The organism is Lacinutrix salivirga (assembly GCF_053604675.1).
This window is the reverse complement of record NZ_JBSHNP010000103.1, coordinates 119,915-145,025: the sequence shown is the minus strand read 5'-3', so window position 1 is coordinate 145,025 and position 25,111 is coordinate 119,915. Positions and strand designations below refer to the sequence as shown.

At 31.4% G+C, this 25,111-nt stretch carries 25 protein-coding genes; 16 read left to right on the top strand and 9 right to left on the bottom strand.

The window, feature by feature from the left end; genetic code table 11:
- Positions 1-61: 61 nt before the first annotated feature.
- From ACVC5O_RS08050 to ACVC5O_RS08040, 3 genes are all read left to right on the top strand, one after another.
- The gene (locus ACVC5O_RS08050; protein WP_452220964.1) at positions 62-1,630 is read left to right on the top strand and encodes a hypothetical protein; all 1,569 of its coding nucleotides are present in this window, start codon (positions 62-64) and stop codon (positions 1,628-1,630) included.
- A 106-nt stretch (positions 1,631-1,736) separates the two neighbouring features.
- The gene (locus ACVC5O_RS08045) at positions 1,737-4,076 is read left to right on the top strand and encodes an ATP-dependent helicase (RefSeq protein WP_452220963.1); all 2,340 of its coding nucleotides are present in this window, start codon (positions 1,737-1,739) and stop codon (positions 4,074-4,076) included.
- Between the two features lie 520 nt (positions 4,077-4,596).
- Complete coding sequence (locus ACVC5O_RS08040) at positions 4,597-5,241, top strand: alpha/beta hydrolase (protein ID WP_452220962.1); 645 nt, start codon at positions 4,597-4,599, stop codon at positions 5,239-5,241.
- A gap of 28 nt (positions 5,242-5,269) precedes the next feature.
- On the opposite strand, the gene ACVC5O_RS08035 is transcribed toward ACVC5O_RS08040, so the two are convergent.
- On the bottom strand, positions 5,270-6,130 hold the full coding sequence (locus ACVC5O_RS08035; RefSeq protein WP_452220961.1) for an alpha/beta hydrolase fold domain-containing protein: 861 nt from the start codon (positions 6,128-6,130) through the stop codon (positions 5,270-5,272).
- Between the two features lie 47 nt (positions 6,131-6,177).
- Here ACVC5O_RS08035 and ACVC5O_RS08030 point away from each other — a divergent pair, with 47 nt between their 5' ends.
- The gene (locus ACVC5O_RS08030; RefSeq protein WP_452220960.1) at positions 6,178-6,798 is read left to right on the top strand and encodes an L-threonylcarbamoyladenylate synthase; all 621 of its coding nucleotides are present in this window, start codon (positions 6,178-6,180) and stop codon (positions 6,796-6,798) included.
- 42 nt (positions 6,799-6,840) lie between these two features.
- Complete coding sequence (locus ACVC5O_RS08025) at positions 6,841-7,191, top strand: VOC family protein (protein ID WP_452220959.1); 351 nt, start codon at positions 6,841-6,843, stop codon at positions 7,189-7,191.
- A gap of 192 nt (positions 7,192-7,383) precedes the next feature.
- Here the strand turns inward: ACVC5O_RS08025 and ACVC5O_RS08020 are convergent, their stop codons facing one another.
- From ACVC5O_RS08020 to ACVC5O_RS08010, 3 genes are all read right to left on the bottom strand, one after another.
- Positions 7,384-8,238, bottom strand: a complete 855-nt coding sequence (locus tag ACVC5O_RS08020; protein WP_452220958.1) for an OmpA/MotB family protein — start codon at positions 8,236-8,238, stop codon at positions 7,384-7,386.
- Positions 8,239-8,333: 95 nt separating this feature from the next.
- Positions 8,334-9,323 carry a glycosyltransferase gene (locus ACVC5O_RS08015; protein ID WP_452220957.1) on the bottom strand — a complete coding sequence of 330 codons (990 nt, stop codon included), beginning with the start codon at positions 9,321-9,323 and terminating at the stop codon, positions 8,334-8,336.
- Positions 9,324-9,501: 178 nt separating this feature from the next.
- Entirely contained in the window at positions 9,502-9,951 is a 450-nt protein-coding gene (locus tag ACVC5O_RS08010; protein ID WP_452220956.1) for a type I restriction enzyme HsdR N-terminal domain-containing protein, read from the bottom strand.
- A 26-nt stretch (positions 9,952-9,977) separates the two neighbouring features.
- Between ACVC5O_RS08010 and holA the strand changes: the two genes are divergently transcribed.
- Together holA and ACVC5O_RS08000 are read left to right on the top strand one after the other, a co-directional pair.
- Positions 9,978-10,982: a DNA polymerase III subunit delta gene (gene holA, locus ACVC5O_RS08005; protein ID WP_452220955.1), complete on the top strand. Its 1,005-nt coding sequence runs from the start codon at positions 9,978-9,980 to the stop codon at positions 10,980-10,982.
- A 357-nt stretch (positions 10,983-11,339) separates the two neighbouring features.
- Positions 11,340-11,900, top strand: coding sequence for a type 1 glutamine amidotransferase domain-containing protein (locus ACVC5O_RS08000; RefSeq protein WP_452220954.1), 561 nt, complete (start codon positions 11,340-11,342; stop codon positions 11,898-11,900).
- A gap of 73 nt (positions 11,901-11,973) precedes the next feature.
- On the opposite strand, the gene ACVC5O_RS07995 is transcribed toward ACVC5O_RS08000, so the two are convergent.
- The gene (locus tag ACVC5O_RS07995) at positions 11,974-12,546 is read right to left on the bottom strand and encodes a non-canonical purine NTP diphosphatase (RefSeq protein WP_452220953.1); all 573 of its coding nucleotides are present in this window, start codon (positions 12,544-12,546) and stop codon (positions 11,974-11,976) included.
- Positions 12,547-12,693: 147 nt separating this feature from the next.
- Complete coding sequence (rlmH, locus tag ACVC5O_RS07990; protein ID WP_452220952.1) at positions 12,694-13,167, bottom strand: 23S rRNA (pseudouridine(1915)-N(3))-methyltransferase RlmH; 474 nt, start codon at positions 13,165-13,167, stop codon at positions 12,694-12,696.
- A gap of 163 nt (positions 13,168-13,330) precedes the next feature.
- Between rlmH and nadC the strand changes: the two genes are divergently transcribed.
- The 3 genes from nadC to ACVC5O_RS07975 are packed head-to-tail and all read left to right on the top strand — an operon-like array spanning position 13,331 to position 15,633.
- Complete coding sequence (gene nadC / locus ACVC5O_RS07985; protein WP_452220951.1) at positions 13,331-14,191, top strand: carboxylating nicotinate-nucleotide diphosphorylase; 861 nt, start codon at positions 13,331-13,333, stop codon at positions 14,189-14,191.
- 10 nt (positions 14,192-14,201) lie between these two features.
- Positions 14,202-15,203: a YihY/virulence factor BrkB family protein gene (locus tag ACVC5O_RS07980; RefSeq protein WP_452220950.1), complete on the top strand. Its 1,002-nt coding sequence runs from the start codon at positions 14,202-14,204 to the stop codon at positions 15,201-15,203.
- Between the two features lies 1 nt (position 15,204).
- On the top strand, positions 15,205-15,633 hold the full coding sequence (locus ACVC5O_RS07975; RefSeq protein WP_452220949.1) for a DUF2147 domain-containing protein: 429 nt from the start codon (positions 15,205-15,207) through the stop codon (positions 15,631-15,633).
- Positions 15,634-15,637: 4 nt separating this feature from the next.
- Here ACVC5O_RS07975 and ACVC5O_RS07970 read toward each other — a convergent pair whose 3' ends face one another.
- Both ACVC5O_RS07970 and ACVC5O_RS07965 read right to left on the bottom strand, forming a co-directional pair.
- Positions 15,638-16,378, bottom strand: coding sequence for a LytR/AlgR family response regulator transcription factor (locus tag ACVC5O_RS07970; RefSeq protein WP_452220948.1), 741 nt, complete (start codon positions 16,376-16,378; stop codon positions 15,638-15,640).
- Positions 16,379-16,382: 4 nt separating this feature from the next.
- On the bottom strand, positions 16,383-18,182 hold the full coding sequence (locus tag ACVC5O_RS07965) for a tetratricopeptide repeat-containing sensor histidine kinase (RefSeq protein WP_452220947.1): 1,800 nt from the start codon (positions 18,180-18,182) through the stop codon (positions 16,383-16,385).
- 158 nt (positions 18,183-18,340) lie between these two features.
- Between ACVC5O_RS07965 and ACVC5O_RS07960 the strand changes: the two genes are divergently transcribed.
- The 4 genes from ACVC5O_RS07960 (at position 18,341) to priA (ending at position 23,465) form a co-directional block, all read left to right on the top strand.
- Complete coding sequence (locus tag ACVC5O_RS07960; RefSeq protein WP_452220946.1) at positions 18,341-18,772, top strand: hypothetical protein; 432 nt, start codon at positions 18,341-18,343, stop codon at positions 18,770-18,772.
- A gap of 18 nt (positions 18,773-18,790) precedes the next feature.
- The gene (locus tag ACVC5O_RS07955) at positions 18,791-19,699 is read left to right on the top strand and encodes a tetratricopeptide repeat protein (RefSeq protein ID WP_452220945.1); all 909 of its coding nucleotides are present in this window, start codon (positions 18,791-18,793) and stop codon (positions 19,697-19,699) included.
- An 11-nt stretch (positions 19,700-19,710) separates the two neighbouring features.
- On the top strand, positions 19,711-20,940 hold the full coding sequence (locus ACVC5O_RS07950) for a T9SS type A sorting domain-containing protein (RefSeq protein WP_452220944.1): 1,230 nt from the start codon (positions 19,711-19,713) through the stop codon (positions 20,938-20,940).
- Between the two features lie 71 nt (positions 20,941-21,011).
- Positions 21,012-23,465 carry a replication restart helicase PriA gene (gene priA / locus ACVC5O_RS07945; protein ID WP_452220943.1) on the top strand — a complete coding sequence of 818 codons (2,454 nt, stop codon included), beginning with the start codon at positions 21,012-21,014 and terminating at the stop codon, positions 23,463-23,465.
- 96 nt (positions 23,466-23,561) lie between these two features.
- Here priA and ACVC5O_RS07940 read toward each other — a convergent pair whose 3' ends face one another.
- Complete coding sequence (locus ACVC5O_RS07940; RefSeq protein ID WP_452220942.1) at positions 23,562-24,257, bottom strand: LytR/AlgR family response regulator transcription factor; 696 nt, start codon at positions 24,255-24,257, stop codon at positions 23,562-23,564.
- Between the two features lie 210 nt (positions 24,258-24,467).
- On the opposite strand from ACVC5O_RS07940, the gene rpsF reads away from it, so the two are divergent.
- Together rpsF and rpsR are read left to right on the top strand one after the other, a co-directional pair.
- Entirely contained in the window at positions 24,468-24,806 is a 339-nt protein-coding gene (rpsF, locus tag ACVC5O_RS07935; protein WP_452220941.1) for a 30S ribosomal protein S6, read from the top strand.
- A gap of 2 nt (positions 24,807-24,808) precedes the next feature.
- A complete protein-coding gene (rpsR, locus tag ACVC5O_RS07930) occupies positions 24,809-25,108 on the top strand; it encodes a 30S ribosomal protein S18 (protein WP_452220940.1) in 300 nt (99 codons plus the stop codon).
- Positions 25,109-25,111 lie beyond the last annotated feature (3 nt).

Sequence of the window (25,111 nt, the reverse complement as noted above, 5' to 3'; positions counted from 1 at the left end):
ATACAACAAAATTTAAAAAGCCATAAATAAGAATGTTATTTCATTTCTGTATCTTTATACTATGAATAAAATCGTAAAAAAATCACTGCTTATTGTAGCATTAATAGTAATAATTTTAATCATAGCTTTTGCAATATTAAGTGCAAAAGTAAAGTCGAAAATTGAAGATAAAATAGACGATTTACAACCAAATACGCAGATAACTTATTCGGATTTAGACATCAACACATTTAGAGGAGATGTTACTTTTAAGGATTTAAACATTAAAATTTTAGGAGAAAATACAGACTCTACATTAGTAATCGCAACTTTAGAACAATTAAAAATTGACGACCTAAGCTATTGGAATTGGTTTGTAAACGATAATATTTTAGTTGAAAAACTTATAATTACAAAACCAAATATTACCTATTATCATAATCCATTAGTAAATACTGAAGCTTTTAAAAAGAATACTTCAACTATAAATAAAGAAATAATAGTACAACAAATAAGTGTTGTAAATGGTAAAGTTGAAATACTTAAGTTTTCAAATGAAGCTGTAATCCTTAAAACAGATACAGTTAACTTTACTAGTAGTAACACAACTTATTCTGCAAAAACTGAAGCAAAAGTGCCAATCACTATGGAAGCTTTTAATTTAGAAGTGGATTCACTTTTTTATGCACTTAATGATTTTGAAAATATGGAGATTGCTTCAGCTAAAATTACAGATAAATCGACTTCAATAACTACTCTCCATTTAAAAACTAAATATTCAAAACAACAACTTTCAAATCTACTTAAAACCGAACGCGATTATTTTAACCTGACTATAAATAAAATAAATATTGCTAACCAAAATATTGGTTTTAAGGCTAATGGCAAACTATTTTTTAAAGCACAAAATACTGATTTAAATACCATTAATGCAGAAATATTTAGAGATAAATTAGTTGAGGATGATCCTACAAAAAAGCCACTATACAGTAAAATGTTAAGAGATTTAAACTTTGATTTAGGTTTAGATAACATTACACTAAACGACGCTAATTTAACTTATGCAGAGTTGGTAAAGCCAGACGAGAAAGCAGGAGAACTCCACTTTAAAAATTTAAATGCTAAAATTGTAAATCTTGGTAATAATTACGCAGACAGCACAAAAACTAGTGCGACTATAAAAGCTAAATTTATGAAAACAACACCAATAGCAATAGATTGGTCGTTTAATGTACAAGATAGTAACGATTATTTTGTGTTTAAGGGTGAGATTGACAACTTACCAGGACAAGATTTAAATCCGTTTTTAAAGCCAAATCTTAATATTGAATTTAAAGGCGAGCTTCAAAAAATATATTTTACAATTGCAGGCAATGATTTAAAATCCAATATAGATTTAAAAACAAAATACAATAATTTCGAGGCTATAATCCTTAATAAACGAGGAAAAGAGAAAAACAAATTACTTTCTGGTTTAGTGAATTTATTCATTTCTAAAAACAGTAATGATAATCCAGACGATTTTAGAAATGGTTCTAAAAAGGATGTGAGACGCGACCAAACCAAATCGGTTTTTAATTTTGTATGGCTTAATTTAAAAGGCGGCTTGTTTAGCGCTATGGCTGGAGATGGTAAAAAAAATAAGGACTAATTACTACAGTTAACAGTGTGGCTTAATATTGTTTATAATTATTAATAATTCTGGAGCATAAAACCCTAAGTATTGGTTATTTTCACGCTACAAAAAAGACAGCAATTTGGAGAAGTATTTAAGTCAGTTAAATGAAGCACAATTAGCGCCAACCATACAAAAGGATGGTCCAATGATTGTGATAGCAGGAGCAGGATCTGGTAAAACACGTGTGTTAACCTATCGTATTGCTTATTTAATGAGTCAAGGAGTAGATTCCTTTAATATATTAGCATTAACCTTTACAAACAAGGCAGCTCGCGAAATGAAATCGCGTATTGCCACTATTGTTGGCGATGGAGAAGCAAAAAATTTATGGATGGGAACCTTTCACTCGGTTTTTGCTAAAATCCTTCGTTTCGAAGGTCATCATTTAGGTTTCCCAAGTAATTTTACAATTTACGATACACAAGATTCGCAACGGCTTTTGGGTTCCATTATAAAAGAAATGGGATTAGAAAAAGACATCTATAAAACCAAGCAAGTTTATAGCAGGATCTCTTCGTATAAAAATAGTCTAATTACAGTTAAAGCCTATTTTAGTAATCCAGAATTAATGGAAGCAGATGCCATGGCAAGGCGTCCAAGAATGGGAGAAATTTATAAAGAATATGTTGACCGTTGTTTTAAAGCAGGAGCAATGGATTTTGACGATTTATTACTGCGAACCAACGAATTACTTACACGTTTTCCTGCAGTATTAGCTAAATATCAAGACAAGTTTAGATATATTTTGGTGGATGAGTACCAAGATACCAACCACTCACAATACTTAATTGTTAGAGCATTAGCAGACCGTTTTCAAAATATATGTGTTGTTGGTGACGATGCACAAAGTATCTACGCCTTTCGTGGTGCAAATATTAATAATATTCTCAATTTTCAGAAGGATTACGACGATGTAAAACTCTATCGATTAGAACAAAATTACCGCTCGACCAAAAATATAGTAAATGCAGCAAATTCGGTTATAGATAAAAACCAAACCAAATTAGATAAAATAGTATGGACAGCAAACGACGAAGGTCCAAAAGTGAAAGTACATCGCTCGCTAACAGATGCAGACGAAGGTCGTTATGTTGCAAGTTCCATTTTCGAAAACAAAATGAACGAACAACTTAAGCACAGCGATTTTGCTATTTTATATCGTACCAATGCGCAATCGCGTGCCATGGAAGATGCTTTGCGAAAACGCGAAATCCCTTATCGTATTTATGGAGGATTGTCTTTTTACCAACGTAAAGAAATTAAAGACGTTTTAGCGTATTTACGTCTAATTTTAAATCCAGCAGACGAGGAAGCACTAAAGCGTGTTATAAATTATCCAGCAAGAGGTATTGGCCAAACAACTATAGATAGACTTGTAGTTGCAGCAAATGGATTAGGCAAAACTATTTTTCAAGTCCTAAAAGAAATAGACCATTTAGATCTAAAAATTAATAATGGTACAAAAAATAAGCTTAGAGATTTTGTAACGCTAATTGAAAGCTACCAAGTAATGAACCAAACTGCAAATGCCTTTGATTTGGCAGAGCACGTGACTAAAACTAGTGGCTTAATTAGAGAAGTTAATAAAGATGGTACACCAGAAGGTGTAATGCGTTTAGAAAATATAGAAGAGCTATTAAATGGTATTAAAGATTTTGTTGAAGGCCAACTAGAGCTTGCAGATGCTTCAGATTCTTTAGCCGAATTTTTAGAAGATGTTGCATTAGCGACAGATATGGATGCAGACAAAGGCGATGCAGATCACGTGGCATTAATGACGATTCACTTAGCTAAAGGGTTAGAGTTTCCTTATGTGTATATTGTAGGTTTAGAAGAAGATTTATTTCCAAGTGCTATGAGTATGAACACACGTAGCGAGTTAGAGGAGGAGCGACGTTTATTTTACGTGGCACTAACTAGAGCCGAAAAGCAAGCCTATTTAACTTATGCTTTATCGCGTTACAGATGGGGAAAATTAATAGATTCTGAACCAAGCCGTTTTATTGAAGAAATAGATGATGAGTATTTAGATATTATTACTCCAATCGAAGAACGACGAATAAATCCAATGCTTTCAGCAGATATTTTTGGCGATGTAGAACCTAATAAAATTAGATTTAAAAAGCCAGTACAGCCACAATTTAAAAAGAAAGGCAGTCCCAAAACCGAACCTGAAAAATTTAAAGTCACCACACCTAAAAATCTTAAAAAAGTAACCGAAACCAGCTCTCAAACCAATACCAATTTGTTTGATAGTAGTTTAGTGGTTGGTAATATTGTGAAGCATTTGCGCTTTGGAAAAGGCGAAGTGTTAAAAATTGAAGGCAAAGGAGGCGACGTTAAAGCCGAAATTAATTTCGAAATTGGAGGCACAAAAAAACTGTTATTGCGTTTTGCTAAATTGGAGGTTATTGGGTAAGAGTTAACTACAAACCCGTTAATTGTTTTAATACATACTATTAAATAGTCCGTCAGTTCGAGTGATTTTGAGGCACGAAAAATAGTATCGGGAACTTTTTTGAGTTTAATCCTATGCCATTGTTGTGTTTTTCTCTAACAAATGATTTAGTAAGTATTAACAATAAACCTGTTTAGTACTTTTAATACAAACTATTAAATAGTCCGTCAGTTCGAGTGATTTTGAGGTACGAAAAATAGTATCGAGAACTTTTTTGAGTTTAATCCTATTCCATTGTTGTGTTTTTCTTTAACAAATGATTTAGTAAGTATTAATAATAAAACCGTTTAGTATTTTTAATACATACTATTAAATAGTCAGTCAGTTCGAGTGATTTTGAGGCACGAAAAATAGTATCGAGAACTTTTTTGAGTTAAAACTCTTATTCTCGATACAAATTTCACTCATTTTCAATTGCAAAACTCACTCGAATTGATGAATTTTTATTAAAATGTACAACAAGTTTTAAATCTTATTTTCAATGAGAAAACCACTTTCAATACTTGTATTGTTTTACATCTTGTTCTTTTCATGCCAAGAGAATAACGAAGAACGCTATATGTTTTTTCTTCATAATCGTTTTTTAGAAACTCATCAATTAGAAGAGTTGCATTCAGAATATGGGAAAACTGAATATTTAGAGATTCTTAAAGTATTTAAAAACGAAGGCTTTACAGTAATCAGTGAAAAAAGGGAAGGTAATGTAAATGCACGAGACTATGCATTTGGTGTTGTCGCGAAAATAGATAGTTTATTAAATGTAGGTGTAAGCTCAAATAATATAACAGTTGTAGGAACTTCTAAAGGAGGTTATATTGCGCAATACGTGTCTACTTTAGCAAATAATCCTGAATTAAATTTTGTGTTTATCGCAAGTTTTAGAGCAAGTGATATGGAAACTATACCAGAGATTAATTACTGCGGAAACATTCTAACAATCTATGAGGAGTCTGATGCTTTTGGTGTTTCAGCAGTAAAACGCAAGGAAAATTCAACATGTACAATTAGCCATTTTAAGGAACTTGAACTCAATACAGGATTGGGACATGGCTTTTTGTTTAAACCTATTATGGACTGGATTGAACCCACTATAAAATGGGCAAACGGAAATTATGATTTAAAATAGAAATGTGTTTTAACTGTTTAAAAATTAACTACATTGTATTCACTATAAAAGCATTCAATTTGATAGTAGTATCTAGTAAGTTTAAACCAATCCAACCATGACCTTCATTTGGATATAAATAAAACTCGTTGGTAACACCTAAAGTGTTTAATTTATCGTGCATCAACGTGCCTTGCGTAGTTGGTATTAATGGGTCTTGTCCTCCGTAAAACAGAATTGTTGGAGGTGCATTTACAGTTACACGATGGTATGGACTCACTTCTTCTAAATATTCTGTTGTAGTGTCTATTCCAAACGTGTCTAGTAACTCTTGCAATACAGGATTATTACTTTCTAAATATGCAGGATCTGTAAATTTTGTAGGACCAACCACGCTACACACCATTTTGGTTTGGTTATCTACATCAAAAGCATAACTCCATAATAAGGATAAATGTGCGCCTGCACTAGCACCAATAAAACCAATGTTATTAGAAATCACATAATTACTTTGGTTGGCTTTTAAATAATTTACGACTGTTGTAATATCATCTATTTGCATAGGATAAGGCTGATTATCTTGGTCTGCCAACCTGTAATTTATATTTACTACTGCGTAGTTTGGTAGTTGATTTAGGATGTACTCTTTAAAACCATTCATGTCTGTTTTGTCGCCAGAAGTCCAGCCTCCACCATGAATTAAGATTATAGTCTTTGTGCTAGTAGTTCGGTTTTCTGGTAAGTATAAATCGAAAACCTGATCGGAATCTTCGCCATAAGAAATGTTTAATTCTTGGTAAGCTTCTAAAGGGTTTAATGTTGTTTCTGGATTTGGAGTGTCGGAATCCGAACAACTAATTACAGAACTTAATAAAAGAAAACAAATAACATACAGTGAACCCTTTTTCATAACAAAATTATTAATTACTTTGTAAACGCAATTACAAGGTAGTTATTATGGCTGAAATTATAAAAATTTACGAGGAAAATCCTAATCCTAAGGAAATTAAAAAGGTTGTACAAGTGTTAAAACGTGGAGGTTTAATTATCTATCCAACAGATACTGTGTATGGTTTGGGTTGTGATATTACTAATACAAAAGCTTTAGAACGTATTGCAAAGATTAAAGGGGTAAAGTTAGAGAAGTCTAATTTTTCTTTTATTTGTGAGGATTTAAGTAATTTAAGTGATTATGTAAAGCAAATAGATACTTCAACCTTTAAAGTACTTAAGCGTGCATTGCCTGGTCCTTACACTTTTATTTTACCAGGTTCTAACTCTTTGCCTTCGGTTTTTAAAAAGAAAAAAACGGTTGGAATTAGAGTGCCAGATAATGCGATTGCTATAGAGATTGTAAAAGCACTTGGAAACCCAATTGTATCGACTTCTATTAGAGACGACGACGAAATTTTAGAATATACTACAGATCCTGAATTGATTTTAGAAAAATGGAATAAACTTGTAGATTTAGTTATTGATGGAGGTTATGGAGGTAATGAAGCTTCTACAATTATTGATTTTTCTGAAGGTGAAGCTGTAATAGTTAGAGAAGGCAAAGGGAGTTTAGAGATTTTTTAAGTGCTGCGAGGACAGGAATCTTTATATTTATTATCTAAAATTATGAAACCAACCAACAACCACATAAACTATGTAGAGCTTAAATCTACAGATTTAAAAGCCACTAAGGCTTTTTACAACACAGCTTTTGGTTGGACTTTTACAGATTACGGAGAGCAGTATATTTCTTTTTCTGGAGCAGGTTTAGAAGGCGGTTTCGAAAAAACCGAAGCACCAATTGTTAATGGAGTGTTAGTTGTATTGTATCACAAAAATTTAGACCAAGCGAAACAAAATATTATAAATGCTGGAGGAAAGATTACTGTAGATACGTTTTCGTTTCCTGGAGGTAGTAGGTTTCAGTTTCATGATCCTTCTGGTAACGAATTGGCTGTGTGGACGTTTGCGGATTAATTTTGCCTTACGTTATAAAATTTAAATAACAGGTAGTCCTTGCGTTAAGGATAGTAGTGGCATCCTTTTTTTGCTGCCATATATGGCAAAAAAAGATATAACGGATAGCCTGACCCTTGTGGTAACGCCATAAAAAAAGCCCAACTTAATAGTTGAGCTTCTTGTTTATTTATGGTCTAATAGGTTTAAATATTATTCTTCCGAAAGATTTTTCATTTCTGTTTCAATCATTTCGTAAAACTGATCGATTTTTGGAAGTATGTAAATTTTTGTTCTTCGGTTTATTGCTCTGTTTTCTGCTGTGTCGTTTGGCACTAATGGTAAGTGATCTCCACGTCCTGCTGCTATTAACTGCTCTGGTTTTACACCTAAGTTTTGTAATGCTCTAACAATTGCTGTACTACGCTTTACACTTAAATCCCAGTTATCTAACAATACACCTCTGCTGTATGGTACATTGTCTGTGTGACCTTCTACCATAGCTTCAAAATCTGGCTTACCGTTTATTACTGTTGCTACTTTACCTAAAATTTCGTTGGCTCTAGAGGTAATGTTATAGCTTCCTGTTTTAAATAATAATTTGTCTGATAATGAGATGAAAACTACACTTTTTTCTACATTAATTTGAATGTCCTCATCGTCTAATCCAACTTCTTTCTTTAAGCTAGAGACTAAGGCTAATGTTACACTGTCCTTTTTTGTTAGTGCATCTTGTAAACGTGTAATTCTTAAATCTTTTTCTTTTAAACTTTCTAAAGATTTTTCTACGTTTTTTGCACCTTGTGCAGTTAACATTGTCATATCCTTAGTACTTTCTATTAAAGCAAGGTTATTTGCTCTCATGTCTGCTAAACGTTCTTGCATTTCTTTAAGTCGTGCTGCAGATGCTGCTTCGTCTGCTAAACAACGGTTTAGTTTAACGGTTGCAGTATTTAAAAGGTCTTGTGTGTTTTTGTGTTTGGCTTCTAAGGCTGCGAATTCTTTTTTAGAAACACATGAGCTTAAAAGTAATAGTGCAGTAGCACTTAATAAAAATATTTTTTTCATAATGGTTAAATGGATTAAAATTAAATTTTAACACTCCAAATGTATGCAAAATAGAAATGTTAAAATAAGTATTAACAAAACTTTTACTAACTATCTTACAAATTGTTAAATTTTTTCTTGTTAGATACGAAATACGACCAAACTATGGATGTTTGATTGTAGTAATCTTTTTTCTGCGGAAGCGTTTTACGAACTTTCAACAGGCTTGGAAGCTTAATATAAAAGCTAAAATGTGCTTTTAAAATAGCAAAAACATGAGTAATTTTAAGCTGAAATAAAAAACGTAAAGCTGCAACTCCATCTAAAACTAGCCTTACAAACACTAAATACAGAATATTACCTTTTGCATTTTTAGTTAAAGTAAACAAACTGTTTCTAAAATTTAAATGCGTTTTTTTTGGGTTTGTTGTGCTTAAAGTTGCTCCACCAACATGATATACTGTTGAGGTGCCAATATATTTTGTGGTGTAGCCTAAATTAAAAGCGCGCCAACACAAATCTATTTCTTCCATGTGCGCAAAAAAGCTCTCGTCGAAACCATTTAGCGTTTTAAAAACAGATTTTCTGATAAAAAAACAAGCTCCAGAGGCCCAAAAAATAGTGCTATTATCATCGTATTGCTTAGTGTCTTTTTCTATAGTATCAAACACACGACCTCTACAATACGGATAACCAAATTTATCTATAAAACCTCCTGCTGCTCCAGCATATTCAAAGTAGGTTTTGTTTTTATAGTCTAAAATTTTAGGTTGTATAATTGCTGTTTCGGGAGTATTGTTAAACGCTGTAATAATAGGAGAGAGCCAATTTGGAGTCACTTCAATATCGCTATTTAATAGGCAAAAAATGTCTTCTTCCACAAATTGCAAGGCATCGTTATAGCCTTTAGCGTAACCTCCATTTATAGTGTTTTTAATTATTTTTACTTCTGAAAACTTTGCTTTTATGTAGGCAATAGAATCATCTGTAGAAGCATTATCTGCAACATAAACCGTTGCTTCTTTAGAGTAGTTTACAACAGAAGGTAAAAACTGCTCTAACAACGCTTTTCCATTCCAATTTAATATGACGACTGCTATTTTCAATTATTGAGTTATAAAATTAATGTTTAATAAGTATTTAAAGTTTTAAATTTTTAAGTAAAAAGTACATATCTAAATAGTTTAATTTGCTCACTGCTCACTGCTCACTGCTCACTGCTCACTGCTCACTGCTCACTGCTCACTGCTCACTGCTCACTGCTCACTGCTCACTGCTCACTGCTCACTGCTCACTATAACAAGGGATGTTTTTTAAAAACTGATAGCGTTCTGCCTCAAAATCCATTTGACAATAGTAATGATTTATTCCGTTGGTTACCATTAAAAAACTAGCTTTTAAAGCTAAATTATAACGCGCAATCTGATCGAAAGTAGATTGCTCAATTTTTATTTTAGCCGATTTACATTCCACAATTAAGTGTATACTTCCGTCTGTATTATAAATCACAATATCATAACGTTTTCGTAACTCGTTAATTTTTAATTCTTTTTCTACGTTAATTAATGATTTCGGATATTTTTTTTCGTTTATCAAATAACGCACACAATGTTGTCTAACCCATTCTTCAGGTTGTAAAACCACAAATTTTTTACGAATTTCATCGTAAATAAGCGTTTTATTTTCGCTATTTTTGAATCTGAACGAATATGTAGGGAAATTAAGTTTTTGCACTACACAAAATTGGTGATTTTTTTTTAATGGACGAAGTCAAACAACTAGTAACTAATATAAAAAACGGAAATGTAAAGCCTATCTACTTTTTAATGGGAGAAGAAGCCTATTATATAGATAAGATTTCTGAGTATATTGAAAAAAATGTTTTAGCCGAAGAGGAGAAGGGTTTCAATCAAATGGTTATGTATGGCAGAGATGCTACAATAGATGATATTGTAGGGAATGCCAAACGGTATCCAATGATGGCAGAACGCCAAGTACTTATTATAAAAGAAGCGCAGGATTTATCGCGTACTATCGAAAAACTAGCCACTTATGCTGCCAATCCGCAACCCACAACAGTTTTAGTGGTAAATTATAAGTATAAAAAAATAGACAAGCGTAAAGCACTTTATAAAGCGATTAAAAAGGTTGGTGTGGTTTACGAAAGTAAAAAACTATACGACAATCAAGTTGCAGATTGGATTCGTAGAGTACTTGCACCAAAAAAATATACCATTTCTCCAAAAGCAGCTCAAATGCTTGTAGAGTTTTTAGGAACAGATTTGAGTAAAATTAATAACGAGCTAGAGAAACTACAGATAATTTTACCAAAAGACAGCCAAATTACTCCAGAGATTATTGAAGAGAATATTGGGATTAGTAAAGATTATAATAATTTTGAATTACGAAAAGCAATTGGAGCAAGAGACCAATTAAAAGCCTATAAAATTGTAAATTATTTTGCCGAAAATCCCAAGGATAATCCAATGGTAGTTACTGTGTCGTTACTGTTTAATTTCTTTTCGCAGTTATTACAACTACATGGCTTAAAAGATAAGTCTCCACGAAGTGTTGCTTCGGCTTTACGTGTTAATCCTTACTTTGTAAACGAGTATTTGGATGCAGCCAGAAATTTTCCGATGAGAAACGTAAGCCAAGTCATTTCTACTTTACGCGAATTTGACGTTAGGAGCAAAGGTGTAAATTCTAATGCAGTACCTCAAGGTGATTTGCTAAAGGAGTTAATGGTTAGGATTTTTGGGTAACTCAATATTGTGTACTAACCGATTAAGTTTCCTATAACAATAGATTATATTATCTCGTTGAGTCTAGCTAAAACCAAATTATTGTTTTTATTTTAAAACAATTCAACAGTATTCAAAATTTATTTTTCTTGAAATTTAGATTTACTATAATTGTTTTAAGGTGAAAACTATTGTAATAATCTCAATGCCTTCCTATAAATTTTAACATTTCAAACTCATTTTAACACTATAACCAATTTCTTTAACAAAAGATATTAAACTCAAGTTAAACCTAGTCAAAAACTCTTTAAACACTAGTATTTATAGTATATTGATAAGGAATCGAATTATTAACACATAAAAACCAAAATAACAAAAATGGAAAACTTAGAGAGAAAGACCGTTGCAATTTTAGCAACCAATGGATTTGAAGAAAGTGAATTAAAAGAACCAAAACAAGCTTTAGAAAATGCTGGAGCTACAGTACATATTGTATCCTTAGAAAAAGGAAAGATAAAAAGTTGGGCAGATGGCAATTGGAGTAATGAATATACGGTAGATAAAACAGTTGATGAAGTCTCACAAAGTGATTATAATGCGTTGATGCTTCCAGGAGGAGTTATTAATCCAGATTTATTAAGAAAAGATAAAACAGCAGTTAAATTTGTGAAGTCATTTTTTGACAATCATAAACCTGTAGGCGCAATTTGTCACGCACCTTGGTTACTAGCTGAAGCTGATGTTTTAAAAGATAGAAAAGTAACATCATACAATTCTATTAGAAAAGATATCGAAAATGCAGGCGCTAATTGGGTAGATCAAGAGGTTGTTGTGGATGAAGGCTTAGTAACTAGTAGAAATCCTAACGATTTACCAGCATTTTGCTCTAAATTAGTAGAGGAAGTCTATGAAGGTAAGCACGAGATGCAAACTGCATAATTTAATTTAGAATTTTAATTTAATTCAGAATTAAATTGAGGAAACAGAATCATTTTATAGGATTCTGTTTTTTTTATGCTTTTAAAAAAGCAACGAGTTGAGCTATTGCTTTTCCTCTGTGACCAATTCTGTTTTTTTCTTTTAAAGAGATTTCTGCAAATGTTTTATCGTAGTCATTGGCTTTAAAAATGGGATCGTAGCCAAAACCATCATAACCTTGTTTTTGATGCGTTATTTCGCCTTTACAAATACCAGTAAACGTTTCTAGTTTGTTATTTAAATGTAGTGCAACAACGGTTTTAAATTGCGCATTTCTGTTTGTGCTGTTTTTTAGGTTTGCGAGTAGCTTCTGTATATTGTCATTAGCATTACGTTGTTTCCCAGCATAGCGTGCAGAATACACTCCAGGCTCATTATTTAAGGCTTCTACTTCCAAACCTGTATCGTCTGCAAAACAATCAAAACCATAGTTTTGTTTTATGTATTCTGCTTTTTGGATGGCATTACCTTTAATTGTGGTTTGAGTTTCTGGTACGTCTTCAAAACAGCCAATATCTTCTAAACTTAGTAATTGTATATGTTTAGGTATTAAAGCTTGTACTTCTTTTAGTTTGTTTTTGTTATTTGTGGCGAATACTAGTTGCATTGTTTCTTTTATCAGTTATCAGTTATCAGTTATCAGTTATCGGTTATCGGTTGTTAGTTTTATTTTTTAAATTTTAAATTTTAAATTTTTCACTTTTCACTTTTCACTTTTCACTTTTCACTTTTCACTTTTCACTATTCACTACTTTCACCTATGATGATAAGGTTCGTTCTTTAGTATAGTAAACCCTCTATAGAATTGTTCGATAACAAATAAGCGTACCATTTGGTGCGAAAATGTCATTTTAGATAAAGAAATTTTACCTTTAGCAGCATTATACACAGCTTCCGAAAATCCATAAGGTCCACCAATTACAAACACGAGTTGTTTAATGCCAGAATTCATGTGTTTTTGTAAATAATTAGCAAAACCAACAGAGTCGTGTTGTTTTCCGTTTTCATCTAATAAAATTAAAACATCTGTTGCACCTAATTTATTTAAAATCAATTCACCTTCTTTTTGTTTTTGTTGTGCTTCACTTAAATGCTTTACTTTTTTTAAGTCTGGTATAATTTCTAATTCAAATTTAATATAAAAGCCTAAGCGCTTTTTGTAATCTTCAATTAAAGATTGTAGTTGTTTATTATCGGTTTTGCCAATGGCAAGTAGTTTAATAGTCATACTTTTGTCTGGTCGAGCGCAGTCGAAACCGTCTTAAATAACCTCTCGACTGCGCTCGAGGAGACTTATCTCAAAATAAATTCATTTTAAACAAATTTAAAGATTAGATATTAATTATATAGAACAATTCAATTTCTTATTTTTACATCAAATAAATTATAAGATGATTAGTAAAGCACAATTCGACAAAGAAATAGAGTTAATAATTGCAAATGCCATTCGCGAAGATGTTGGAGATGGCGACCATAGCTCCTTATCTTGTATTCCAGCAACAGCACAAGGTAAAGCAAAACTTTTAGTAAAAGATGAAGGTATTATAGCTGGAGTAGAATTTGCCAAACAAGTGTTTGCTTATGTAGATCCTAAAATGACTGTAGAAACGCTAATTGAAGATGGAAGTAAGGTGCAATATGGAGATATTGTATTTTACGTTTCTGGAGCTTCGCAATCCATTTTAAAAGCAGAACGTTTAGTACTTAATGCGATGCAACGAATGAGTGCCATTGCTACAAAAACCAAACAATTTGTAGATTTATTAGAAGGTACAGGAACAAAAGTTTTGGATACACGAAAAACTACACCAGGAATTAGAGCATTAGAAAAATGGGCTGTTAAAATTGGAGGAGGAGAAAACCATAGGTTTGCCTTGTACGACATGATTATGCTTAAAGATAACCATATTGATTTTGCAGGTGGTATTAGTAAAGCAATTCAAAAAACAAAAGCGTATTTAAAAGAAACAAATCGAGATTTAAAGATAATTGTAGAAGCTAGAAACCTCGACGAGATAAAAGAAATACTTAAAAACGAAGGTGTGTATAGAATACTAATAGATAATTTTAATTACGAAGACACCAAAACAGCAGTTAAACTAATTGGAGACCAATGTTTAACAGAAAGTTCTGGAGGTATTAACGAAAACACAATACGCGAATATGCACTTTGTGGTGTAGATTACATCTCTTCTGGAGCTCTAACACATTCTGTTTATAATATGGATTTAAGTTTAAAAGCAGTAGATTAATAGCAAGCAAATGCAAGACAGCATTAAAGAGGAATTAATTGAAGAAATAGTTGTTGAAGAACAGCTTAAAGAGCAAGACTTAAAAGAAAAATTGCTTAAAATTCCTGTGCTTAATATTGTAATAAAATTATTGAGTAAGATAAAGCTACCAGGATTAGAAGGCTTATCGCTTTACGACTTGTTAGAAATTTATATTATAGGAATAGTTAAAGGCGCATTAACTGCAAGAGCGAGTGCAATTGCCTATAGTTTTTTTACAGCTCTATTTCCCTTTTTGTTATTTATAATTATTCTTTTACCTTATGTACCATTTGAAGACTTTGAAACCGATTTTTTAGCCTTTTTAGAGTCCGTTTTACCACCAACAACTACAGATTTTTTTCATAATAATATATTTGATAATCTAAAAGGTAAAAACTCTAATAGTGGTTTAATTTCTTCAGTATTTTTTATTGCTATATTTTTAATGACAAATGGTATAAATGCTCTGTTCTCTGGTTTTGAAAACTCCTACCATGAGCAATTATCTCGAAATGTGTTAAAGCAATACCTCTACGCGTTAGGAGTTGCATTAATATTATCATTATTGCTTATAATTACAGTTGCAGGACTCGGTTATTTTCAAATCTATGTTGTGGATAGTTTATTAGAAGTATTAGAAACTAATGGTTATGATTCGAGACGAGAAACTAATTTTTGGGCAAATATTGCGCAATATGCTTTTTTTGTAATTATGGTGTATTTAGCAACGGCAACTTTGTATTATTTTGGAACAAAAGAAGGTAAATTCTCTAAATTTTTCTCAATAGGTGCATTATTTACAACATTACTTATAATGCTAACCTCTTATTTATTTGGTTTATATATAGAAAGTTTTGCGAAATATAATGAGCTGTATGGCTCCATTGGAGCCTTACTAATTTTGTTGTTTTACCTATGGTTAAATGCTAATATTTTGTTATTAGGTTTTGAGTTAAACATGTCTATAAGTAGATTACGTAAAAATAATTAATATGAAAAAATTATTATGTATAGTATGTATCTTAGTCACACTATCATCAGTTAGCGCTCAAGATATTTTTGGACAATGGAAAACAATTGATGATAAAACAGGCGAAGCTAAATCTATTATTGAAATTTATAAAAAAGACGATAAAGTTTTTGGCAAAATAGTAGATATTTTAGATAAGTCTAAAAAAGAGTTGCCTTGTATAAAATGTAGTGGTTCAGACTATAATAAGCCTATTTTAGGCTTAGATATAATTAAAAACATGCAAAAAGAAGGTAAATACTATAAAAAAGGAACCATAATCGATCCACAAAACGGAAAAGTCTATAAATTAAGATTAAACCTTGCTGATAACAATAATGACATACTACAAGTAAGAGGATATATTGGTTTTTTCTATGCTACACAATACTGGGAACGAGTAACAGAATAACGTTTTATATATTTAATAACTTTAAAAACCCTTCTTTTTTACGAGTAGAAACATTTAAACTCTCGTTGTTACTTAAAGTTATATAACCACCTTTTCCTTTGGTGTATTTTTTTACATAATTTAAGTTTACTAAATGCGAATTATGGATTCTATAAAACCGATGATCTTCCAACAAATTTTCATAAAATTTTAATGGTTTTGATGCTATTAATGTTTCAGTTTTGGTTACAATTTTAGTGTAGCTGGCTTGTGCTTCGCAATACAAAATGTTGGCAACTTTTACCACATCAAAACCATTTATGGTTGGTACAGTAATTTGTTTTAGGCTGTTACCAGCATCTAAGTTATATAGTAATGTGTTTACTTGTGTTTGTAAAGTATTGGTATTTAATTTTTGTTGTAATTTTTGTATTGCAATTTTAAAATCGTTTGTATCTATTGGTTTTAATAAATAATCTAAAGCTGAAAATTTTATGGCCTTTATTGCAAAATTCTCGAAAGCTGTGGTAAAAATAATTTCAAAATTTATAGCTTTTAATTGCTGTAAATAGTCAAAACCTGTTTCGTTATTAATTTGTACATCTAAAAACACTAAATCTGGTTGGTATTTTTGTGTGGTAATAATACCTTGCGAAACTGTATTACAAATTTCAAGTATGTTTATGGTGTTTTTATAAGGCTCTAATAATTGTAATAGCCTATCAGCACAATGTTTCTCGTCTTCAATAATAAGTGCGTATATCATAAATTTAATAAGCTAATTGTAATGGAATAGTGACTTCAACTTTTACACCTTTTTCTTTATTAATAATGTTTACGCTTCCGTTGGTGTTATTTTGTTTGTTAATAATATCGATACGGTTTTTTGTAATTTTCATGCCAAGCGATTGGTTTTTATTTACTACGTTATTATTAATCTTTTTATCGGTTTTAAAACCAATGCCATTATCTTCTAAAGTAAAAATAAGTATATTGTTTTCTTTTTTTATAGAAATTTTTATAGCATTTATATCTTCATTTTCGGTTAAAAAGCCATGTTTTATGCTATTCTCTAAAAAAGGCTGAAGTAGCATTGGTGGCACTAAAGTGTTTTCTGGATTTATGGTTTCATCTATAATAATTTCATATTTAAAAGCATTATTAAAACGTTTGTTTTCAATATCTAAGTAGTTTTTAATTTGTGCCAAGTCTTCAGAGAGTAAAATTTCTTTTTTTTCTGAATGTTCCAAAGTCTGTCGCATTAATTTAGCAAATTTTGCCAAGTAATTAGTTGCAGTTTTGGCATCGTTTTTAGTAATATAATCGCCAATAGAATTTAAAGAATTAAAAATAAAATGCGGATTCATTTGCGCTCTTAAAGCCTTTAGTTCTGTATCGACAACCTTAGTTTTAAAATTTGCTTCTTCGGCTTTTTGCGAAGCATCACGTTTTTTCTTATACAACATAAAACCAATAAACGAAGCTAAAATAAATGCTGCGCCACCACCAATAGATACGTTTTTAATTAGTTTTTGGCGTTTTACTTCGGCACTTGCGATGGCTTGTTCTTTATCTGCTTGGTATTTTATTTCTTTTCTAGAGACTTCAATTTTTCGTGAAGTACTGGAAATACTATCTTTAAGAGATACAAAATTTTCGTAAGCATTAATAGCATCTTTATATTTTTTATTGGCTTTATAGCTTTCTGTTAAGGCTTTCCAAGCAGCCATTTCGGTATATAAATTTTTCACTGTTTTATTCAACAAAATGGCTTCTTTAGCATAGCTTTCGGCTTTGCCATAATCTTTATTTGTTAGGTAAATAGAAGAGGCATTTGCATACGTTGGCGCTTTTATTAATGTAATATTATGTGTCTTAATTAAAGCCATGCTTTCGCCTATGTTTTTAAGCGCTTCTGTAGTGTAGCCATTTCTGTTTTGTACATCTGCAAGATTGCTGTACGAGTTGGCAATAATGGTATTATCTTTTAATAATTTCGCACTTTTTATGGCCTTTTTGTAGTAAGCAGTTGCCGAATCTAATTTGTTTGTTTTACCATAAGTGTTAGCAATATAATTGTAAGCTTCTGGTCTTTCGCTATTTACCAAAAGCATCTTTTTGTAGTAAATTAAGGCTTTATCGTATTCCTGTTGGTTGTAATAAATGTTTCCAATATTGCCTAAAGTTACTAATCCAAAACGTTTAAATTTTGAATTACTTTCTATAATAGTATTTGCCTTTTGGTAATAATCTATGGCTCTGTAAGGATTAGATTGTAAGTATTGGTATATAGTACCAATTTTTTGGTAGGCTAATATTTTACCTTTATCGTAGTTTAGTTGGTCTGCAATCTCTAAAGTTTTAAAATTATAAGCTAAAAGCGTTGTGTCTTTTGGTGTTGTATATAATTTTTTATTGGCGCAAAGCGAACGTAAATTAACATAAGTAGTATCTGGCGTACCATAATTATCTATAATGTTTTGTAAAGAATCGATTGTTTTTTGTTGAGAAAAAACTGAGGTTACACAAAACAATACCAATACAAAAAGAGTGTGGTGAAGGTTTTTCATTTTATATAAAATTAATAGCAAACTAAAAGTACTTAATATTTTACAGTTATAGATTTTTTTAAAGCAGAAAATCTAATTTATTAAGCACTTACAAATTCTACATGGGTTTTTGGTATTACAAAAAGTAACTTTATAAGTAACTATTAATCCATTTATTTATGAAACTTTTCTGTAAAACCTCTTATTTAATACTTTTTATTTTGTCGGCCTTTGTTTTGTTTCCAAATATTTGCAATGCACAAAAACGTTTAAAACCACCAAAACGCGACTCGAAAGTAAAAAGTGCAGACCAATTTGTAAACAACACTTTTAAGCTCTATCATAAGGTATTTGTTTACGATAGTTTAGCTAAAGCTAATGTTGAGATTCCAGCAGATTTAGAAGACGAATTATTACAAAGCGCCGAAAAAGATATTGATAGTCTTTGGCAAATATTACCTACCATAATCGAGGATATGAGTAGTGGTAACGCTTCCATAATGCGCAAAGCAAAAGCAACTATTAATTTAAACAGATCTAAAAAAGCTTTAAAATATTGCGTTAAAACTGCTAAAATATATTTTACAGGAGAAAAAGAAAACGAAGATTAATTAAACACTTTATTTATTATGAAAACAATATTTTACATAGGTGTTATTCTTTTTATTTCTGTAAACAGTTTAGAAGCACAAAGCTACCAAGCTAATTTTAAAAACGATATCTGCCAGTGCATACAAGATAAATATGTTGTAAACATGCAAACACATTATGTTTATAAGCAATGTTTTGAAGAGAGTTTAATACAATACGCGCCACTAATAGATGCCGAAATTAATGAAACAAATCCAACTTTAAAATACACCAAAGGTCAAGAGCAACGTAAAAAGTTGCAAGCTCAATTTAAATACCAATTAGTATCTTCTTGTAATATATATTATAATATTCTAGAGCATGAACGCGAACAAGTAATTGCATATAAATATGGTAGAACCGATTCTACTTTAATACTAAAAAAGACCAAACAAATTGCAATGACGCCAAATGCACACGCTTATTTTGGCAGAGCGCAATTGTATTTTAATTTAAAAATGTGGGACAAAGCAGAAGCCGATTTGCGTAAAAGTATAGCCATAAATCCAATGTCGAAAAACGCTATGGTTACCAGAAACGAGCAGCTTCTTTTGGCTTGGGCTTTAGAAAAACAAGCAAAATATGCAGAAGCAATAGCTATTTATAGTAAGCTAAAATATCACGATTTAGATGTGCATGTTTTAACATTTAAAGCAATTGCAACTAGAAAAAGTAAAGGCGATATGCCACAACCAGTTAAAATTACAGAAAAGGAAAACATCACTACAAAACCTAAAACACCAAAAGCAGCTACTAAACCAAAAGCACAATCAACCACTAACAAAAACCGAAGACGTGTACAAAGAAATAGTAAAAGAAACCACAATACTCCTAAAGTTAAAAACGCTACTACAAAAAAAGATTCCGTAAAAAACCTAAAAAAGTTGTTTAAAATAGATAATTACTAATTCAAAACGTTATGATTAAAAAATTACTCTCAATAAGTATCTTGTTTATAATAACTATAAATACAAACGCGCAAGGTAATGTGCCAGAAACCATAGAAGCCGATTTTTGGCTCAATAATAATTGGATGCTAGTTACAGAAACCAATTACACATTTAATGCTAATTGTTTTCCATTAGTAGGCATTGCCAAAGTTTTAAACTTTACAACAAACACGTTCGAAAACGTTTCGCGTACTACAAACACTTACAATAGCGCCAATGTTATTATAGAATTTGTAATAGAACTTTGGGATACAGATACAAACCAATGGGAAAACTCTACCAGAATTACAAACAATTTTAATGGCAACAATTTATTAGAAACGATTACTTACAATTGGGAGAATAATAGTTGGCTGCAAGCCACGAAAACAGTAGGGAATTTTAATACAAATAATCTTTTAGCAGAATCTATTAAACAAGATTGGGATAATAGTAATAGCATTTGGGTAAATAACGAGCGTACAACATATCAATATAATGCCAATAATTTAATAGATATAGATACTAATTTTACTTGGGTAAACGGTAATTGGAGACAAGAAGAACAGTCCATTGCAACCTATAATGCCAGTCAAGATTTAAGTATAGATACACGTTATGTTTGGCAAGTAAGTACAAGTGAATGGCTGGAGGACGATAGAACCATTTTTACCTACAACGCATCCAACTTATTAATATCACAAGAACGTCAAATTTGGGATATTACCACGCAAATGTGGCAGGAACATACGTTAGGCGAATCATATTATGATGCTAATAATAATGTAGAAGAATCTATAAATTTAGAATGGAATGAAACCAACATGCAATACGAACCAAAAACACGCGCATTGCGAACTCACAATGCCGATGGCCAAGCAACCGAAGTTATTAGTCAGAATTTTTCGGGAGGTTGGGTAAATTCTTCCAGAACCCGAAACACCTATCCACCTTGTGCTACTTTAAGTTTAAATACTATTGCAGAAGTTAAAAAAAGTAGCATTTATCCAAATCCTACAAATTCTATTTTAAATATAAAAACACCAAAAAACACACCAGCTTCAATAACGATATTTAGCGTTAATGGTAAGCAGATTTTAAATGAAAACACAAGTAATGTGAATAATGCATTAGATGTTTCACAACTTTCAAAAGGCATTTATTTTTTAAAAATAACGCAAGATTATCAAACGGAAAACAGAAAAATTATTATTAATTAAAGTTTTAAAATTCAACTTTAAAAGCAATCTATTATAATGTTTTTTTTTGCAAAGGTCTTACCTTTGTAAATATGCAGTATTTTATAAACGTCATTCTTCCAATTCCTATAGAAAAACTGTTTACTTACAGTATTACTAAGGCAGAATCCGAGTTTTTAAAAGTGGGTATGCGAGTGTCTGTTCCTTTTGGTAAATCTAAAATTTATACAGCTCTGGTTGCCGAAATCCATACCACAGCACCACAAATTTATGAGGCTAAAGAGATCCATCAAATATTAGATAACGAGCCAATTGTTAATACTAACCAATTAAAGTTATGGCAATGGATTTCTAAATATTACATGTGCTCTTTGGGCGAAGTTATGCGTAGCGCACTACCAAATGGTTTCATTTTAGAAAGTGAAACTATAATAAGTAAAAACACAGCACAAACTATTGAAGATAGCAATTTAAAAGACGATGAGTTTTTAGTTTACGAAGCATTAGAGCACCAATCATCGTTAAAGATTCAGGATTTAATGTCCATTTTGGACAAAAAAAATGTGCTTCCAGTAATTAAACGTTTAATAGACAAAGATGCTATTCTTTTACAGGAAGAAATTGTAGAAAAATACAAGCCAAAATATGTAAGATATATTAAGCTGAAGGCTGAGCACACTTCAGAAAAAGCACTCCACGAATTATTGGAAGTATTGAACAGAGCACCAAAACAACGCGAAGTTATTTTAAGCTTATTTACACTTTCTGCACAAACAAAAAAGCCAGTAAAAGTTTCAGATTTAATTAAAGCTAGCCAGAGTTCTTCAGCAATAATAAAAACGCTAATAGATAAAGCGATTTTAGAAGATTATCACATTCAAACCGATAGAGTACAATATGAAGGCGAAGAGAATCAAGATTCCAAACAATTAAATAGCTATCAAACCGAAGCTTTAGAGCAAATAGAAGCAGCTTTTAAAACTCAAAACACTGTATTGTTACATGGTGTAACCTCTTCTGGTAAAACCGAAGTGTATGTAAAACTCATTGAAAACAGCATCGCTAAAGGCGAGCAAGTGTTGTATTTATTACCAGAAATAGCGTTAACCACACAATTGGTGTCTAGATTACAAGATTATTTTGGAGAGCAAGTAGCTGTATTTCATTCTAAATACTCTACTCATGAGCGTGTTGAGGTGTATAATCAAGTGTTAAACAATTCTGCGAAAGCGAAAATAGTTTTAGGGGCTCGTTCCTCAATATTTTTACCATTTAACGATTTAGGATTAATTATTGTGGACGAGGAGCACGAGTCGTCTTTTAAGCAATTTGATCCTGCGCCACGCTATCACGCAAGAGATACAGCAATAGTTTTGGCAAATATTCACAAGGCAAAAACGCTGTTAGGTAGTGCAACACCTAGTTTAGAAAGCTACTTTAATGCACAACAAAAAAAATATGGTTTAGTTGAAATTACTAAGCGATACAATAATGTGTTGATGCCAGAAATTGAATTAATAGATATAAAAGACAAGCACAAACGCAAACTAATGAAAGGTCATTTTAGCGATAAAATGATTGAAGAAATAACTGAAACCTTAAACCAAGGACTACAAATAATATTATTTCAAAACAGAAGAGGCTATTCGCCAATTGTAGAGTGTAATACCTGTGGTCACTCACCTCAATGTCCTAATTGCGATGTGAGTTTAACATACCATCAATATCGTAGTCAATTGCGTTGCCATTATTGTGGTTATAACTCTGCAATGTTGCAAAAATGTATGGCTTGTGGTACTCCAGGATTAGATACCAAAGGGTTTGGAACACAACAAATAGAAGCCGAAGCTAAAGTATTGTTTCCTAAAGCTAATATTGGCAGAATGGATTTAGATACCACACGCGGAAAATATGGCTACGAAAAAATAATAACAGCTTTTGAGCAACAAGAATTAGACATCCTTGTTGGCACGCAAATGCTAACCAAAGGGTTAGATTTTAGAAGCGTAAAGCTAGTTGGAATAATGAATGCAGATAATTTACTCAATTTCCCAGATTTTAGAGCGCACGAACGGAGTTTTCAATTAATGCAACAAGTATCAGGTAGAGCTGGTCGAACCGAAGAAAGAGGCAAGGTGTTAATTCAAACCTATAATCCATTGCATAACATCTTACAACAAGTCTCGGTTAATGATTACGCGACGATGTTTAATGAGCAAATTAACGATAGATTTAATTATAAATATCCACCAATTTATAGGCTCATTAAAATTACATTAAAAGACAGGGATTATAATAAAGTTAATTTGGCTAGCGATTGGATATCTAAAGCACTAAGGCAATTATTTGGTGATTATGTTTTAGGACCAGAATTCCCTCCAGTGTCTAGAATTAGAAACCAGTACCATAAAAATATATTGGTAAAAATTCCTCAAAAACAATCCTTAGGCAAAACAAAAGAAGCGATTGCAAGAATAAACACAAGCTTTAGTCTAATAAAAGACTTTAAGTCTGTTAGAGTAATTTTAAATGTAGATAACTACTAAATACAAAACAAAAAAAATCCTACTCGCAAGAGTGGGACTTTTTAATATCAATATATTGGGTAACTAATAGCCTTCTTTTAAATACTATTTTTAGTATTATATATTATTTAAAGCATCAACAAGCTGTGTCTTCTTGTTTCTACTTAGCGGAATCTCATAAGCGCCAACTTCAACATTTTTACTGTTAAATCGGTCAACTTTATCAAGATTTACAATATACGATTTGTGGATTCTTAAAAATTTACCTTCAGGTAATTCGTGCTCAAAAGCTTTCATTGTAGAAAGCACAACTAAGCTGTTGTCTTCGGTAACTAGTTTTACGTAATCGCCTAAAGCTTCAATCCATTTAATATCTCTAATGTAAACTTTTCGTTTTTTAAGGTTACTTTTTACAAAAATATGTTCACCTTCAGCTTCATTATAGTCTAATTTAAGCTTATGTTGCTCAATAGCTTTATCCACAGCAGTATTAAAACGCTCTCTGGTTATTGGTTTTTGTAAATAATCTGTTGCATCGTAATTAAACGCTTTAAACGCATATTCGGTTTTTCCAGTAACAAAAATAATTTGGGGTTTATTGTTTATTACATCCAAAAGCTCAAAGCCGTTTAAAACAGGCATTTCAATATCTAAGAAGATAAGATCAACTTTATGCGTATTTAAACCATTTTTAGTTTCCAAGGCACTGCTGTATTCAGCAATTAAATTTAGAGAAGAATGATTTTCAATAAGCTTTACTATAGAAAGCCTTTGTATTGCTGAATCATCGACTACCACACAATTTAAAGTCATAGATTTTGTTTTAATTAGGTTAAGTTATCGACAATAGTACAAAAAATTCGGATTAAAACCAAAAAACATCGCTAAAATGTAAAATTTAACATAATTATAATAAGTAATTGAATACATTTTAATTCTATGAATTTCATAGAAAACTATTTGTATGGTTTAATAAAAAGAAGTATTTTTGCACTCATTTTTAACACAATAAAATAAATTTTTATGAATCATTATGAAACTGTTTTCATCTTAAATCCCGTTTTATCTGAAACACAGATAAAGGAGACAGTACAGAAGTATGAAGAATTTCTTACTTCAAGAGGAGCAAAGATGGTATCCAAAGAAGATTGGGGCTTAAAGAAGTTAGCTTACCCAATTCAAAACAAAAAAAGTGGGTTTTACCACTTGTTCGAGTATCAAGTAGATGGCGAGCACATTAATCCTTTAGAAGTAGAGTTTAGACGTGATGAGCGTTTTATGCGTTACTTAACTGTAACTTTAGACAAGCACGCGATTTCGTGGGCAGAGAGAAGAAGAGCTAAACTAAACAAAAAAGCGTAATTATGGCAACCACTATAGAACAACAATCCAAAGGAAAAAAAGAAGGTGAAATTAGATATCTAACACCTTTAAATATTGAAACTAACAAAGCTAAAAAGTACTGTCGTTTCAAAAAATCCGGAATCAAGTATGTAGATTATAAAGATGCAGACTGGTTATTAGGTTTCGTTAACGACCAAGGTAAAATTTTACCAAGACGTTTAACAGGAACATCATTAAAATATCAAAGAAAGGTATCTGTAGCAGTAAAAAGAGCGCGTCACTTAGCGTTATTACCTTACGTAACAGATTTATTAAAATAAAAA

Excerpts from the sequence above, each read along its gene's own strand:
- priA (WP_452220943.1), top strand. The coding sequence starts at position 21,012 with ATGCAGTATTTTATAAACGTCATTCTTCCAATTCCTATAGAAAAACTG.
- holA (WP_452220955.1), top strand. The coding sequence starts at position 9,978 with ATGGACGAAGTCAAACAACTAGTAACTAATATAAAAAACGGAAATGTA.
- ACVC5O_RS07955 (WP_452220945.1), top strand. The coding sequence starts at position 18,791 with ATGAAAACAATATTTTACATAGGTGTTATTCTTTTTATTTCTGTAAAC.
- ACVC5O_RS08025 (WP_452220959.1), top strand. The coding sequence starts at position 6,841 with ATGAAACCAACCAACAACCACATAAACTATGTAGAGCTTAAATCTACA.
- ACVC5O_RS07960 (WP_452220946.1), top strand. The coding sequence starts at position 18,341 with ATGAAACTTTTCTGTAAAACCTCTTATTTAATACTTTTTATTTTGTCG.
- ACVC5O_RS07995 (WP_452220953.1), bottom strand. The coding sequence starts at position 12,546 with ATGCAACTAGTATTCGCCACAAATAACAAAAACAAACTAAAAGAAGTA.
- ACVC5O_RS08030 (WP_452220960.1), top strand. The coding sequence starts at position 6,178 with ATGGCTGAAATTATAAAAATTTACGAGGAAAATCCTAATCCTAAGGAA.
- ACVC5O_RS07980 (WP_452220950.1), top strand. The coding sequence starts at position 14,202 with ATGCAAGACAGCATTAAAGAGGAATTAATTGAAGAAATAGTTGTTGAA.
- ACVC5O_RS07950 (WP_452220944.1), top strand. The coding sequence starts at position 19,711 with ATGATTAAAAAATTACTCTCAATAAGTATCTTGTTTATAATAACTATA.
- rlmH (WP_452220952.1), bottom strand. The coding sequence starts at position 13,167 with ATGACTATTAAACTACTTGCCATTGGCAAAACCGATAATAAACAACTA.
- nadC (WP_452220951.1), top strand. The coding sequence starts at position 13,331 with ATGATTAGTAAAGCACAATTCGACAAAGAAATAGAGTTAATAATTGCA.
- rpsF (WP_452220941.1), top strand. The coding sequence starts at position 24,468 with ATGAATCATTATGAAACTGTTTTCATCTTAAATCCCGTTTTATCTGAA.
- ACVC5O_RS07940 (WP_452220942.1), bottom strand. The coding sequence starts at position 24,257 with ATGACTTTAAATTGTGTGGTAGTCGATGATTCAGCAATACAAAGGCTT.
- ACVC5O_RS08000 (WP_452220954.1), top strand. The coding sequence starts at position 11,340 with ATGGAAAACTTAGAGAGAAAGACCGTTGCAATTTTAGCAACCAATGGA.
- ACVC5O_RS07970 (WP_452220948.1), bottom strand. The coding sequence starts at position 16,378 with ATGATATACGCACTTATTATTGAAGACGAGAAACATTGTGCTGATAGG.
- ACVC5O_RS08035 (WP_452220961.1), bottom strand. The coding sequence starts at position 6,130 with ATGAAAAAGGGTTCACTGTATGTTATTTGTTTTCTTTTATTAAGTTCT.
- ACVC5O_RS07975 (WP_452220949.1), top strand. The coding sequence starts at position 15,205 with ATGAAAAAATTATTATGTATAGTATGTATCTTAGTCACACTATCATCA.
- ACVC5O_RS08050 (WP_452220964.1), top strand. The coding sequence starts at position 62 with ATGAATAAAATCGTAAAAAAATCACTGCTTATTGTAGCATTAATAGTA.
- rpsR (WP_452220940.1), top strand. The coding sequence starts at position 24,809 with ATGGCAACCACTATAGAACAACAATCCAAAGGAAAAAAAGAAGGTGAA.
- ACVC5O_RS08040 (WP_452220962.1), top strand. The coding sequence starts at position 4,597 with ATGAGAAAACCACTTTCAATACTTGTATTGTTTTACATCTTGTTCTTT.
- ACVC5O_RS07965 (WP_452220947.1), bottom strand. The coding sequence starts at position 18,182 with ATGAAAAACCTTCACCACACTCTTTTTGTATTGGTATTGTTTTGTGTA.
- ACVC5O_RS08020 (WP_452220958.1), bottom strand. The coding sequence starts at position 8,238 with ATGAAAAAAATATTTTTATTAAGTGCTACTGCACTATTACTTTTAAGC.